Genomic DNA, 13,692 nt, shown 5'->3' with positions numbered 1-13,692 from the left:
GCCAATGCTACTTCGATTCGGTCGCCGCGGCGCCGGCCCCCAGATGCTTCTCCACCAGTCTGGTCAGCGTCTCGATCTGGGCCTGCTGCTGCAGCACGAGCCCGCGGATCTCCTCGTCGCGCAGCCGATCGATCTTTTCATGCAAGGCCATGATCTCGATCTCGGCCTTGAGGTTGACCTCATAGTCATGGGCCGAGACGTCGCGGTCTTTCGCCGCTTGCCGGTTCTGGCTCATCATGATGACCGGGGCCTGAATGGCGGCGAGCATGGAGAGCATCAGGTTGAGGAAGATGAACGGGTATGGGTCGAACGCCCTCCCCGCGAGCGCGAGGTTGCCAACCGCCCAGAACACGAGGAACACGCCGAACGCGATGATGAAGCCCCACGAGCCGCCGAGCTTTGCAACCTGATCGGCGAGGCGCTGGCCGAGAGTGAGCCTTTCCTCGAACTCGACGCCAGGGTCGCGCGACACTGCCTGCTTGTTGACGGCGCGTTCGAGAATTTGCCGCTCCTGTGCCGTCAGGGCCGCTTCACCCTTGCCCAGGAAGTGGTCGGCGGCGCGAATGAGCCGGGTGGTCGCATCGGTTGTCACGGCACTGCTCCTGACAGATTATGCCCGCGCGCATTCTACTCTAGAACGAGACCCGACCGCAGCAATTCGGAGGCTGGAATTGGCAAAGTCACACAAGGAAAGCCTGCTGGGCACACCGCCGCCCGATCGCCTGATCCGGCCGCTGCAGCCGATGCCGGAGGAGGTGCGCGTAGCGCTTGCGGCGCGCGGGCTGACGGACCTTTACGCCGCGCGGCCCGCCTACCAGCGCAACGACTATCTGATGTGGATCAACTCGGCCAAGCGGGCCGAGACCAAGGCCAAGCGCCTGGCACAGATGCTGGACGAACTCGAGCGCGGCGGAGTTTACATGAACATGAAGTGGACCGGCTGACCGCCCTCAGCACCACTCGCGCTCCGGCCCGCCCCAGACATGGGCCAGCCCTTCGCCGACCAGCACCTGCCCCAGCGACCGGCCGTCGCGCATGACGATCCGCAGCTTGCGGCCATAGCGATCCTGGTCGCGGTCGGCAGGCGCCAGTTCGAACGGGCCTGCAGATATCAATTCCCGCATTCGCGCCGTTGCCTGCCGGCCCCGTGCCAGTTCCGCCGCGCAGCCGGGGCTGCCGATCTCGGGCGTATCGATGTCCGCCACCCGCACCTTGATGCCGTGGAGCCAGAAGGTGTCGCCATCGACGACGCAGGTGAACCGCTGGGTGCCAGCGCAGAGGGGGAAATTGGTCTGCCCGTAGGAATGGGCAGTCTGGCCGGGCAACTCCAGTTCGAGGAGGCGCGAGGCGAGATCCGAATTCTGCAGGATCACGCTGCCCGCTGCCCCGACGGCCAGCGCCGCGACCACAAGGAGGGCCTGACCGAGCAATGGGCCGACGCGAGGTCGATATCTGGCCTCGGAAGTGCGGCGACCCTGCAGGTGCGCCCGTGCGACGAACCGTGGTGCTTGGGCCATGCGTTCCCCTTCTCGTCGAGGAGAAGGATGGCGGAGCGCCGTTAAGACCGATTAAATTGGAAGCGACGGGTTTGCATGTAGAACGGGGGTCACCTATATAGGGGGTGCCCGCAAGGGCTATGGCGATAAACTGTCATTGTAATAAACCCATCGGACCCGGGGGCAGTACCCGGCGCCTCCACCAATCACCCGTGTCATGGCGCGGCAAATGGGGGCGAAATAGGATCGACGGGGGCGTAAAGAATGTGCTTTTGCTCGGTGAGGTACCACCGTTATCGGTCCAAAAACTTATAGTTGCCAATGACAACCATAAGGCTCCGGTTGCTCTCGCTGCGTAATGCGGTGCTAGCACTGGGAATTTAAGTCCTCCGCCCCTAGCCGGGCGACAGGCGGGGTCCGCAGGCACCTGGCAACAGAAGCCTGCATTTTCATTCTCCCTTAAGCGCTGCGCCTTTCTCCTTGAATTCCGGGGGAACGTAGGGCTGATATGGGCCGTTCGGATTCGATCCGAACTGGACGTGAAGCTGGAACATCCCTATGGCCGAAGATCACCTGCGTTACGACATTCTTGCCCAGGAAGCGCTGCGCGGCGTCGTGCGCAAGGTGCTGGCGGAAGTCTCCCGCACCGGCCTGCCGGGCGAACACCACTTCTTCATTTCCTTCGCCACCCGTGCACCGGGCGTGCGCATCAGCGAGAAACTGCTCGGGCAGTACGACAAGGAAATGACCATCGTCATCCAGAACCAGTTCTGGGACCTCAAGGTCAACGAGACCGCCTTCGAGGTCGGCCTCAGCTTCGATGGCATTGCCGAGACCCTGGTCATCCCCTTCGCGGCCATCAAGGGCTTCTTCGATCCGTCCGTGCAATTCGGCCTGCAGTTCGACCCGGCAACCGCCGGCACCGAAGACGAGGAAGCCAAGGCGGACACCGCGGTGGAAGCTGCCGATGGCGAAGCCCCGCCCGAAGCGACGGGCGAAAAGGTCGTCAGCCTCGACGCCTTCCGCAAGAAGCCCTGAACGCTGGGGCGGGTGGAAAAGCGCTCCTTCTCCATTGCCGGCCACAGGACCTCGATTGCCCTCGAGCCGGAGTTCTGGCGCGGTTTCGAGGCCATGGCCTCTGCCCGTGGGCTCAGCCTTGCGGCCCTGGTGCGCGAAATCGACGAGCAACGCGACAGCCCGAACCTTTCGTCGGCCATCCGGCTCGCCGTGTTGCGGTGGTACAGGGACGGCGAGACAGCGCAAGACGATAGGCGCGTTTCCTCGCCTGAAACCTGAGCTGAGCGCAAGCTAGCGTGTCGCGCCCGGGAGTGTCGGGAGGGGCTGGTTGACGCCGGGCCCGGTGGGCTGGTTGATCGGTGGAAGGCTGAAATCGAATGTCTGGCCCGGGGGCGCAGGCTCGGTCACCGGATCGGTATTGGCCGGGGGTGGCGCCGGCGGCTGCGCCTGTTGCCGGGCCTCTTCCTCCGCCCGCCGCTGCGCCTCTTCCTCGGCGGCCCGTTGGGCAGCGGCTTCGGCGGCCTGCCGCTTCTGCTCCTCGATCAGCTTGTTGCGGGCCTCGGCGGCCTCCCGCTGGCGCGCCTCGTCGGCCAGCCGCAACTGCTCGAGCCGGTCGAGTTCGATCTCGTTGGCCCGCACCTGAACGGCGGCCACGATTTCCGCGAGGTCGAGCGTGGTCTGCGGCTCGGTCAACGTGCCCGAGATGCGGTTGATGATGCGGGCCGTCTCCGGTTGCACGAGGCCGCCCTCGTCGACGAAATCGAGGGGCGTCAGGACGAACTCGCCATCCAGCCCCAGCGTTTCGAGCGTCAGGTTGAGACTGCCGGACAGAAGCGCACCCTCACCCTCCACGATGAGATTGGCCAGCCGCGCCGCGCCCGCAGCGATGGAAAAGGCGCCGCGTGCCTCGGGGGCCACAAAGTCCCCCTGCCCCAGCGCTACGCCGATAAAGCTCTCGAGTGTCGCTGCATCGGTGTTGAGAACGTCATTGAGGCCCGCCACGGCGGGATAGACATCGCCATCGAGACCCCCCACGTGGAAGTCGGACACGACGAAATTCCCCTCGCCGGTCATGGCCCGCGCGATATCGGCAAGGCTGTTGCCCGTCGCCTCGAACCGGAGCCCCGCATCAACGGCGCCATCAAGGCCCTGCCGTGCCGCCGGCGGCAGAATTGCATCGACGTCGACGTCGGTTAGAGTGACGCGCCCCGAGACGGTGCGATCTTCAAGAGCACCAGCACAGCATTGTTCGACCGAGCCGCTGATGGTGCCGCCGCCGACCGCTGTCTGGAAACGGCCAAGCCCGATGGAGCGAGGCGTCCAGTCCAGATCGAACTCCGTCGCCTGGCCCACTTCCCGCCCGCCGATGGCCAGGGCCTTGCCGCTGATGCTGACCGTGCCGCGCGTCATGCGCGGCTCTTCGCTCGCGGCCAGCGGCCCCTCGGGCCAGACCCCGGAACCACTGCCCACCAGCGCCGCAGAGCCGAAAAGCATCCGAGCGATCTCGCTGACGTCGAGCGCATCGAACGCGAGTGCTCCAGCGATAGCAGGGACGTCACCGCGCGGGTCGAGGGCGAGCTTGCCGGTGAAGGCGAGATCTCCCGCCTGGCCAGTAATCGGTTCCAGGGTCGCCGCTCCCTTGTCGTCGAAGATGACGCTGGCCGTCGCATCGAAGCCTCCGAGGCCTGCTCCGCCCAACCCGGCAAGAGCGGCAAGGCCGTCACCTTTCTGCAAATGTGCTTCGAGGGACCCCTCGCCGCTGAGCGCACCGCTTTCCGCCAGCTTGAGGCTGCCCTGATAACCCAGCATTTCCTCCCCGGCGCTCAGCGTGGCCTGGCCGGTAAAACCATCGGCGGGATTGCCGTCGAAGCGCGCCGTCGCAAGGAGCCCGGTCTCATCGACAAAGAGCGGCACATCGCCCAGCGAGAGTTGCGTCAGCAGGTTGCTGCCGCTTTCCGCTTCAAGAGAAGCGACAAGCTGAAGCTGGCCGGTCGCCAGGGTCTCGAGGCCGCCCGCCAACTCGGCGCGCAGGTCGAGCGCCGACCCGGCGGTGGTTCCGTTGATCGTCAGGATCTGCGCACCCGCGTCGCCGTCATTGTCCAGCACCACCTGCACCTCGGCCGGCCAGGAGCGGGCCAGCGCCTGCTGCCAGTCAAAGGGCACCGCGGCCATTTCATAAAGCGCATCCAGCCCCGGCGCGTCGGCTCCGGTGACGCCAAACTTGCCCGACCCGGTGATATGCGGAGTGGCCAGAGTACCACCGACACGAACGGTGGAGTTCAGCGACAGCCCGCCCCAGTCGCTGGTGGCGAGGCGCGAGAGGCGCACAGCCGATGGCGTCCACTGGCCTTCGGCAATGAAGTTGTGCGCGTCGAGCCCCAACAGGTCTGTTTTCGTGGACGTGAGCGAGAAACTGCCCTCGGGGAAGGAGATGCCAAAGCTCGGTTCCTGCGGCACGTTGGGAACAAGCGCCAGAAGGGCCTGCGCATGGAGCGCGTCGAGGTCCCCGAAGTGGCCGACAACATCCAGCCGAGGTTCGAGGCCATAGCCCAACCGCACCTCGATGCCATGCGTGGTCTGGTCGAGCACCAGGACGCCGTCGTTGAACCCGAAGGCGTCCCCAGCCAGCGTGACGCGGCCAGTCAGGGTCGCCGGCATGTTGAAGAGCGGATTGTCTTCCTGGGGCTTGCGCCAGAGTTGCGCCAGCGCGTCCAGACGCTCGCTCGAGAGCTTCGCCTCGCCCCTGAACGAGGGGCGTTCCCCGTCGCTCTCCAGCTGCCCGCTGACCTGCAGCCGGGTTTCCCCGGGCAGCGCGGCGAGCGCCTGCTGGATTGTCCAGGCCGAGCCGTCCGTGGTCGCTTCCAGCCGCACATTGCGCAGCGCGAAGCCGCGCAGGTTCACCTCGGCCAGATCGATGCCCAGCTTGCCCTTGATGGGCGGGAGCGGCGGCGGCGGCAGTTCGGCAAGAAGGCGCACCGCTTCATAGGGCAGTTGCGCGGGAATTTCGGTGGCCGGGCGCGGCGGCAGCGAGAAGACACCGCCCGAGACCACCGCGTCGAATTCCGGGTTGGCGCCGACCCGAATATTGGCCGAGCCGGTGAGGCGCAGGCTGGCCCGGTTTTCGTCGGGCTGCAGCGTATAGCCCGAGAGCACGACGCGATCGGTGGAGGCTTCGACCTTGGTCTCGAAGACCAGGTCACCGCGAATGTCGTCCGCGTTGTCGCTGGCCGGTGGGGATTGGCGGTAGACGAGCGTTCCATCGAACTTGGGCGCCTGCCCCGTGGTCAGCATGCCGTCGGTGGTGAAGGAAAAGCCATTGTTGGCCTCGCGCAGATAGCTCGTGACGCGGGTGCTGCCCTGGCTGTCCACCGAGCCGGAATTGAACCGGACCTCGAGGCGCTGGCCGTCGGCATCGGCATAGCCCTGGAACGCGAATGGCCCGACAAAGCTCGAAAGCCGCAGTTCCCCATCGATATTGGTTGCGGCGAGGCGTTGGCCGCTCCGCTGGTCCGCGAGGCGGATCGTGCCCCTCTCGATCCGGGCGTTTTCGAGCGCAACGCCACTGGTGGCCGCAGCCATGGTTACGTCGCTGCCGAACAGGCCATTGTCATCGATGGAAAGGTCGATGACCGGATCGCGCAGGACGAGGGAGGTCACGGTGTAGGTATCGCGCAGGAAGTCGATCAGCGCGAACTCGGCCTCCACGTCCCCCACGGTGGCGGCGGGACGCTCGGGGTCGCCCACCACGACATCGGAAAAGGTCAGGCGCGGTTGCGGCAGCAGGGAGAACTCGATGTCGCCCCCGATGGTGACGTCGGCGCCCAGGACGTTGCTCGCCAGCAGCTCCATGCGGTCACGATAATCGCTCCACTGGATGAAGCGCGGCACGATGAACGCAGCCGCCAGCACGACGATGGCGAGCATGCCGACGACGATATAAATGCGATTGAGCACTGTGCGCGATCTGCCCCGCTGAAACTGGCGCGAGTGTAAGGACTTGCGACCCTTGCGCAAGGGTTGTGCAGGCAATTTCACGCACAGATGCGGGATCGGCGGACAAACGGGCTTCGGGCCTGCTGCCTGCCGATGACAGCGGGGTGACATCGCTGTGACAGGCCCCGCTTCTATACAGCGGCCTTTGCGCTCCCTATATTGACGGCAAGAACAAACCGAGATTCGTCAAGGCTTGGCCGCTCAGTCTTTCACGGCTGCGGGGCCTCGAAAATTTCCCGCATGGCCGAACCCGCACCTCTGTCCCGCCCCACCGCCGGGCCCATCACCAGCCAGCTCAACCGGCGCGAGCCGGATTATCTGGCCGGGCTCAACCCGGAACAGCGCGAGGCCGTGCTGACCACCGAAGGGCCGCTGCTGGTGCTGGCGGGCGCGGGAACCGGCAAGACGCGCGTGCTGACGACGCGCATCGCGCATATCCTCAACCAGCGCATGGCCTGGGGCAGCCAGATTTTGGCGGTGACCTTCACTAACAAGGCCGCTGCGGAAATGAAGAAGCGCATCCACGCCTTCGTTCCCAATTTCGACGGCCTGCCCTGGATGGGCACCTTCCACTCGGTGTCGGCCCGCATCCTGCGCACGCATGCGGAACTGGTCGACCTCAAGCCGCAGTTCACAATTCTCGATACCGACGACCAGATCCGGCTGATCAAGCAGTTGCTGCAGGCCGAGAACATCGACGAGAAACGCTGGCCGGCGCGGCAGTTCGCCGGCATGCTGGACGCCTGGAAGAACCGGGGCTGGCTGCCCAGGGACGTGCCGGCGTCGGAGACGGGCTACTTTGCCAATGGCAAGGGCGGCAAGCTCTACTTCGACTATCAAGCGCGCCTGAAGACGCTAAACGCGGCCGATTTCGGCGATTTGCTGCTCGAGTGCATTCGCCTGTTCCGGGAAAACCCCGAGGTGCTGGCCGAGTACCACCGCAAGTTCAAATACATGCTGGTGGACGAGTACCAGGACAGCAATACCGCGCAATATCTGTGGCTGCGCCTCCTGGCGCAGGGCAAGCCGGCCAGCGAGGCCAATATCTGCGTGGTGGGGGACGACGATCAGTCGATCTATGGCTGGCGCGGCGCCGAGGTGGACAACATCCTGCGCTTCGAGAGCGATTTCCCGGGCGCCAAGGTGATCAAGCTCGAGCGCAATTACCGCTCCACTGCCAATATCCTCAAGGCCGCCTCCACCCTGATCGCCTTCAATGAAGGCCGGCTGGGCAAGACGCTGCACACCGACATCGCCGAAGGCGGCGAACTGATCTCGTTCACGCAGGTGTACGATTCGGAGGAAGAGGCGCGCCAGATCGGGGAAGAGATCGAGCAGTACCAGCGCCAGGGCGAGCCGCTCAATTCCATGGCGATCCTGGTGCGCGCCTCGTTCCAGATGCGCGAGTTCGAAGAGCGGTTCATCACGCTGGGGCTGAACTATCGCGTCATCGGCGGTCCGCGCTTCTACGAGCGCAAGGAAATCCGCGACGCCCTCGCCTATCTGCGGCTGGTGGCGCAGCCGGCCGACGACCTGGCGTTCGAGCGCATCATCAACGTGCCCAAGCGCGGGCTGGGCGACACCACCGTCAACATGCTGACCGCCATCGCGCGGCACCAGCAGGTGCCGCTGCTGCAGGCCGTGCGCATGATGATCGAGACCGAGGACCTCAAGCCCAAGCAGCGCTCGACGCTGCGGGCGCTGGTGGCGCAGTTCGACGGCTGGACATATCGCGCCGATACCCTGCCGCCCTATCAGCTGGTCGAGCACATCCTCGAGGAAAGCGGCTACATGGACATGCTGGCCGCCGACAAATCCGCCGAGTCCGAAGGGCGCAAGGAAAACCTCAAGGAACTGAGCCGCTCCATGGAAGAGTTCGAGACCCTGGGGGGCTTTCTCGAGCACATCTCCCTCGTGATGGAGCGCGACAATGTCGAGGCCACCGATGCGGTGACCATCATGACGCTGCATTCGGCCAAGGGGCTGGAGTTCGACACGGTGTTCCTGCCCGGGTGGGAGGATGGCACCTTCCCCAGCCAGCGCTCGATGGACGAAAATGGCCGGGCCGGGCTCGAGGAAGAGCGGCGGCTGGGCTATGTCGGCATCACGCGCGGCCGCAAGCGCGTGCGGATTTCGGCGGCCCAGAACCGCCGCATTCACGGGCTCTGGCAATCGGCCATCCCCTCGCGCTTCATCGACGAATTGCCGCCCGATGCAGTGGAGGTGACCGACCGCGGCTCGGCCTATGGCGGCTATGGCTATGGCGGGGGCGCCTCGAGCCGCTTCAACAAGTCCGACCCGTTCGAAAGCGTCTACGAGACACCCGGCTGGCAGCGCGCCCGCGCCAATCAGGCCAGCCGCAAGGGATCGGGCCCGCTCACCATCGAGGGGGACCTCGTGGCGCGCTCGGTAGACCTCGGCGGCCAGTCGAGCGGCTACGCGCTGGGCGACCGGGTGTTTCACCTCAAGTTCGGCTATGGCGAGGTGATCAGCATCGAGGGCAACAAGCTCACCATCGACTTCGAGAAGGCGGGCACCAAGAAGGTGCTGGAGAGCTTCGTCAAGAAGGGGTGAGGCCAAACCGCCATCTCGTGCATTAGGGTCTGCAATTCGTGCCGAGCAGACAGGAGCACCCGATGATCATCTCGACAACACCTAGCCTCGAAGGCCATCCGATACGGGAATATCTTGGCATCGCCACCGGCGAAGTGATCGTGGGCGCCAATATCTTCCGCGACCTCTTTGCCGGCATCCGGGACATCGTCGGCGGGCGGGCCGGCGCCTATGAGAGCGCCCTGCGCAGTGCCCGCGAACAGGCCTATCTCGAACTCGAGGAAGATGCGCGGCGGATGGGGGCCGATGCCGTGGTGGGCGTCGATCTCGATTACGAGGTCGTCGGCCAGGGCGGATCGATGCTGATGGTCTCGGCGTCGGGAACGGCCGTTCGGCTCTAGAGGCCGATGCCGCCGAGCGGTTCGGTGTGGAAGCGCTCGGCAAAGCCGGCGATCAGCGGCCGCGCCTTGGCAATCGTTTCCTGCACATGGGGCAGCTGCAGCGAGGCCTGATGCTGCTCGCGGCTGTCCCACACCTCGGTAATCCACAGCGCGTCATCGCTCTGCGGGTCGCGGGCGATGACGTAGGAGCGGCAGCCGGGCATCGGCGCGTTGCTCTCGAGCATGATGCTCAGAAGCTCTTCCCGCTTGCCGGCCACCGCCAGCATCCTGCCGATCAATCCATACATGGCCGCCCTCCTTGCAGGAACGAAAGATGAACAAAATCGCCGCGCGCGTCAAGCCGTGCATTGACGGCCTTCCGCCCGTGCAGCATGAGAGGGGCCTGCCAAAAGAGGTTCACGATGCCGGTCGACCAGCTTTCCGTTTCGCTCACCAAGGATCAGGCTTATGCGCTGGTCGATGCCGTATCCGAACGGGACGATTTGGCCCTGACCGCGTCGGCCCATGAGGACGAGGCGACGGGCGAATGGGTATTCGAGGCCACGTGCGACAGCCCTCCAGACATCGACGGCTTTAATGCGCTGGCCCAGGAGGTGCTGGGCGGCACCATCGACTTCGCCGTCGAAACCATCGACCCCGAAGTGAACTGGGTGCAGAAATCGCTCGAGGGCCTGCCGCCGGTGGTCGCGGGCGGCTTTTATGTCTATGGCAGCCATTCGACCGAGCCGGTGCCGGCGGGGATGACCGCGATGCGCATCGACGCGGCGCAGGCCTTTGGCACCGGCCACCACGAGACCACCACAGGGTGCCTCGAAGCCATCGACCGGCTGCTCAAGCGCTCTCGCCCGGTGCGCATGCTGGACGTCGGGACGGGAACGGGGGTCCTTGCCATTGCGCTGGCCAAGCGGACGCGCCGCCTGGTCATCGCCAGCGACATCGACCCGGTTTCGGTGAGCACCACCCGGCAGAACGCCGCCGACAATGGCGTGGGGCAATTGGTGGTTGCGGTGGAGGCCGAAGGGCTCAACAACGCCACCATCCAGCAGAACGGCCCCTATGACCTCATCGTCGCCAATATCCTGGCCGGACCGCTGCAGGCCTTGGCGCCTGCCGTCGGACGTGCCGCCAGCCGCGGGGCGACTATCATTCTCTCAGGCATCCTGGAGCACCAGGCGCGTGGCGTCATCAACGCCTATGCCCGGCAGGGCATGGTGCTGACGCAGAAGCTGCAGCGCAAGGAATGGACGACACTGATGCTGGAAATGCGCTGAGGCGCGCGGGCCCGGAAAAGCAAAATCCCCGAAGCGGACTTCGGGGATTTCAGGTGTGTCAGTGATACGCTTGGAGCGGCCTCAGGGGCGCTTGGTAACGGCGCCAATCAACTGATGCTGCATCCGGTAGGTGACCTGACGGGTGGCTTCACGGCCACGCGCGTCGATCAGACCGCCCAGCGCCTTGTGAAACTTGCTCTCGTTCATCTGTCTACTCCATGCAGCGGACCAACCTGTTGTCCGCATGAGTCTATTTAGGGCACCTCGACCGGTTCGGTTAGGCCCCAATCGGAAGGCCTGCCATGCCGCTTTTGCAGGGCAGCGTTAACGCGGATTCACCCTGTTGCGGCGCAGGCCGGGATGGTCCTGCTCGAACTGTGCGATATAGCGCTCGGCCTGCCGCGTGCGGGTATCCACGATTGCGTTGACGGCGCGCTGAAAGAAATTGGCGGGCTTGCTCATTTTCATCTCCTGCGTTCTGCCCCTAAGATAGGTGCACCTCATCCGCGCACCAGCGCAGCCCCCGCACCCCAGCCATGACCGGAGCGCACTCCGGCGCAGAAAGCCTTTTTTCCATGACCCCTTCCGCCTTCCCCCCTGCCCGTTTCCAGAGCTTTGAAGAAAAGGCGGACCCGAGTCAGGTGGCACCACGGTTGGCGGCGTTGCGGCAGGCGATGGCAAAAGCCGGCGTCGATGCGTTCCTCGTGCCGCGCGCCGATGCCCATCGCGGCGAATCGGTGCCGCCCGGCGAAGCGCGGCTGGCCTATCTCACCGGCTTTACCGGCTCGGCGGGCCTCGCCGTGATCGGCAAGGACAAGGCCGGCCTTTTCGTCGACAGCCGCTACACCCTCCAGGCGCCGGCGCAGACCGATACGAGCCTCGTCACCGTGCACGAGGCGGTGGGCATCAGCCCCGACATCGCGCAATACGTGCTCAAGGGCGGCACGCTGGCCTATGATCCGTGGCTGCATACGCCGGGCGAGGTGCGCGACCTGACGGACAAGCTCAAGGGCCACGCGACACTGGTGCCGCACGCCAACCTGGTCGATACCATATGGGACGATCGGCCCGGCGCGCCGGTCAGCCCGATCGAGTTCCTCGGGCACAACCGCGCCGGCAAGGAGACAGCCGACAAGGTGGCGGATCTCCGGGCGGTGCTGGCCGCAGAGCCAGCCGACGCGGTGGTGCTGACCCTGCCCGAATCGATCTGCTGGCTGTTCAACATGCGCGGGCGCGACGTTCCGAATACGCCCTTCGTGCTCGGATTTGCCATCGTGCCCCGCGAGGGCCTGCCGACCCTCTACCTCGACAGCGCCAAGATCACGCCGGAGCTGACGGTGGCCCTGGCCGACATCGCCACGGTGGTGGAGGCGAAGACGCTGGCCGCGGCGCTCGAAACGCTGGGGTCCGACGGCAAGACCGTGCTGATCGATCCGCAAAGCGCACCCGCCGCCGTGGCCGACACGCTGCGGCAGGCCGGCGCCACGCTGGTGGAAAAGCGCGACCCCATCCTCGGGCCGAAGTCGCGCAAGAACGAGGTGGAACTGGCGGGCATGCGGGAGGCGCATACGCTCGATGGCATAGCCTTGGCCAAGTTTCTCGCCTGGTTCGACCGCGAGGCGCCCAAGGGCGAGTTGACGGAAACCGGCATCGTGACCGCGCTGGAGGCCTTTCGGCGCGAAGACGACACCTGTGTCGACGCCAGTTTCGACACCATTTCCGGCGCAGGACCGAATGGCGCCATCGTTCATTATCGCGTCACCAGCAAGACCGATCGCCGCCTGGCGCCCGGCGAAATCATGCTCGTGGATTCGGGTGCGCAATACCTCTCCGGCACCACGGACATCACGCGCACCTTGTCCACGGGCGCGGCGACCGCCGAGCAGCAGGATCGGTATACGCGCGTGCTCAAAGGCATGATCGCCATTTCCATGGCCCGCTTTCCCAAAGGCACGACCGGCGCCCAGATCGATGTGCTGGCGCGGCAGTCTCTCTGGCAGGCGGGCGTCACTTACAACCACGGCACGGGCCACGGCGTCGGCGCCTTCCTCGGTGTGCACGAAGGGCCGGTGGGCATTGGCCCGCGCTATACGGCCCCACTCGAGGCGGGCAACGTCATCTCCAACGAGCCGGGCTACTACAAGGCGGGCGAATACGGCATCCGCATCGAGAACCTTCTCGTGGTGCGGGAGAGCGCCAGTCATCCCGGCTATCTCGAGTTCGAGACGCTGACGCTGGCGCCCATCGACACGCGCCTCATCGACCGGCAATTGATGCGGCCCGAAGAGATCGACTGGCTCAACGCCTACCACAAACGTGTCCGCGAGGAGATCAGCCCGCGGCTGGAGGGCGAGGCCAAGGAGTGGCTCGCCGCGGCCACTGATGCCATCTAGCCGATCTCTTTATCCCGGAGCATCACCGGCAGCGAGGAGGCCACTCAGTCGCCGAGGTCTTCTTCCAGATCGGTGATCGCGCTGTCGTCCGTCGCTCCCTGGTCGGCGCGGGCGCCCGCAAAAATCTCGCTCAGCCGATAAGGAAATTCGGGATTTTCCGAAGCAACGTCGTCGATCTTCCAGCCGCCATTCTCCAACACCAGATCATAGGTCAGGGAGGTCGGCTGGTCAAAATTGTCAAAGCGCACCTCCACCGTCGCCGTTTCGCCCGATATGGAGGGGCTGCCGATCTCGAGGTTGGAAATCTCGTAATCTTGTCCATCGATATAGGGGTCGAAATCGAGGGCGCCGAGTTCTCCCGGCGGGGTGGCCTCGGCGTCCGCAGCGTAGAGAGCATTGAGCGCTGCAGACCGGAAGCTGGCATCGTCGTCGGGAAAGTCGCCGCTGAGATAAGGGGCGTAGAACGCCTCCAGAAGCGCATCGGGGCTGTCGTAGGGCTGCGCCAGCGCAGCGCTCATCAGGCCCACAATTCCGGCAAGAAGTGCCGCCAGAAAAACTCGCATTGTCG

14 protein-coding genes and 1 other RNA gene are annotated in these 13,692 nt (G+C 65.3%); 8 read left to right on the top strand and 7 right to left on the bottom strand.

Annotation, left to right across the window (positions count from 1 at the left end):
- Positions 1-7: 7 nt before the first annotated feature.
- Complete coding sequence (locus IC608_RS01775) at positions 8-592, bottom strand: DUF1003 domain-containing protein (protein ID WP_191772311.1); 585 nt, start codon at positions 590-592, stop codon at positions 8-10.
- 79 nt (positions 593-671) lie between these two features.
- Between IC608_RS01775 and IC608_RS01770 the strand changes: the two genes are divergently transcribed.
- On the top strand, positions 672-944 hold the full coding sequence (locus tag IC608_RS01770; protein WP_248306145.1) for a YdeI/OmpD-associated family protein: 273 nt from the start codon (positions 672-674) through the stop codon (positions 942-944).
- A gap of 6 nt (positions 945-950) precedes the next feature.
- On the opposite strand, the gene IC608_RS01765 is transcribed toward IC608_RS01770, so the two are convergent.
- Complete coding sequence (locus IC608_RS01765) at positions 951-1,517, bottom strand: thermonuclease family protein (RefSeq protein ID WP_191772310.1); 567 nt, start codon at positions 1,515-1,517, stop codon at positions 951-953.
- A gap of 67 nt (positions 1,518-1,584) precedes the next feature.
- Between IC608_RS01765 and ssrA the strand changes: the two genes are divergently transcribed.
- From ssrA to IC608_RS01750, 3 genes are all read left to right on the top strand, one after another.
- Positions 1,585-1,944, top strand: a transfer-messenger RNA (tmRNA) gene (gene ssrA / locus IC608_RS01760).
- Positions 1,945-2,054: 110 nt separating this feature from the next.
- The gene (locus IC608_RS01755) at positions 2,055-2,534 is read left to right on the top strand and encodes an SspB family protein (RefSeq protein ID WP_191772309.1); all 480 of its coding nucleotides are present in this window, start codon (positions 2,055-2,057) and stop codon (positions 2,532-2,534) included.
- 12 nt (positions 2,535-2,546) lie between these two features.
- Positions 2,547-2,792, top strand: a complete 246-nt coding sequence (locus IC608_RS01750) for a ribbon-helix-helix domain-containing protein (protein ID WP_191772308.1) — start codon at positions 2,547-2,549, stop codon at positions 2,790-2,792.
- Between the two features lie 12 nt (positions 2,793-2,804).
- Here the strand turns inward: IC608_RS01750 and IC608_RS01745 are convergent, their stop codons facing one another.
- Positions 2,805-6,467, bottom strand: a complete 3,663-nt coding sequence (locus IC608_RS01745; RefSeq protein WP_191772307.1) for an AsmA family protein — start codon at positions 6,465-6,467, stop codon at positions 2,805-2,807.
- A 279-nt stretch (positions 6,468-6,746) separates the two neighbouring features.
- Between IC608_RS01745 and IC608_RS01740 the strand changes: the two genes are divergently transcribed.
- A complete protein-coding gene (locus IC608_RS01740) occupies positions 6,747-9,080 on the top strand; it encodes an ATP-dependent helicase (RefSeq protein ID WP_191772306.1) in 2,334 nt (777 codons plus the stop codon).
- 62 nt (positions 9,081-9,142) lie between these two features.
- The gene (locus tag IC608_RS01735; RefSeq protein ID WP_191772305.1) at positions 9,143-9,460 is read left to right on the top strand and encodes a heavy metal-binding domain-containing protein; all 318 of its coding nucleotides are present in this window, start codon (positions 9,143-9,145) and stop codon (positions 9,458-9,460) included.
- Here the strand turns inward: IC608_RS01735 and IC608_RS01730 are convergent.
- Positions 9,457-9,747, bottom strand: coding sequence for a putative quinol monooxygenase (locus IC608_RS01730; RefSeq protein WP_191772304.1), 291 nt, complete (start codon positions 9,745-9,747; stop codon positions 9,457-9,459). The genes IC608_RS01735 and IC608_RS01730 overlap by 4 nt on opposite strands.
- A gap of 114 nt (positions 9,748-9,861) precedes the next feature.
- Between IC608_RS01730 and IC608_RS01725 the strand changes: the two genes are divergently transcribed.
- On the top strand, positions 9,862-10,731 hold the full coding sequence (locus IC608_RS01725; protein WP_191772303.1) for a 50S ribosomal protein L11 methyltransferase: 870 nt from the start codon (positions 9,862-9,864) through the stop codon (positions 10,729-10,731).
- An 81-nt stretch (positions 10,732-10,812) separates the two neighbouring features.
- Here the strand turns inward: IC608_RS01725 and IC608_RS18275 are convergent, their stop codons facing one another.
- Together IC608_RS18275 and IC608_RS01720 are read right to left on the bottom strand one after the other, a co-directional pair.
- Positions 10,813-10,938 carry a hypothetical protein gene (locus IC608_RS18275; RefSeq protein WP_282567917.1) on the bottom strand — a complete coding sequence of 42 codons (126 nt, stop codon included), beginning with the start codon at positions 10,936-10,938 and terminating at the stop codon, positions 10,813-10,815.
- Between the two features lie 117 nt (positions 10,939-11,055).
- On the bottom strand, positions 11,056-11,193 hold the full coding sequence (locus IC608_RS01720; protein WP_191772302.1) for a hypothetical protein: 138 nt from the start codon (positions 11,191-11,193) through the stop codon (positions 11,056-11,058).
- A gap of 113 nt (positions 11,194-11,306) precedes the next feature.
- Here IC608_RS01720 and IC608_RS01715 point away from each other — a divergent pair, with 113 nt between their 5' ends.
- Positions 11,307-13,124, top strand: a complete 1,818-nt coding sequence (locus tag IC608_RS01715; protein WP_191772301.1) for an aminopeptidase P family protein — start codon at positions 11,307-11,309, stop codon at positions 13,122-13,124.
- Between the two features lie 44 nt (positions 13,125-13,168).
- On the opposite strand, the gene IC608_RS01710 is transcribed toward IC608_RS01715, so the two are convergent.
- Positions 13,169-13,687, bottom strand: a complete 519-nt coding sequence (locus tag IC608_RS01710) for a DUF3828 domain-containing protein (protein WP_191772300.1) — start codon at positions 13,685-13,687, stop codon at positions 13,169-13,171.
- Positions 13,688-13,692 lie beyond the last annotated feature (5 nt).

This window comes from Devosia oryzisoli, from assembly GCF_014837245.1.
Taxonomy (GTDB): Bacteria; Pseudomonadota; Alphaproteobacteria; order Rhizobiales; family Devosiaceae; genus Devosia; species Devosia oryzisoli.
Note: the sequence above shows the minus strand (reverse complement) of the source record. Positions and strands in the feature narration are given on the sequence as shown.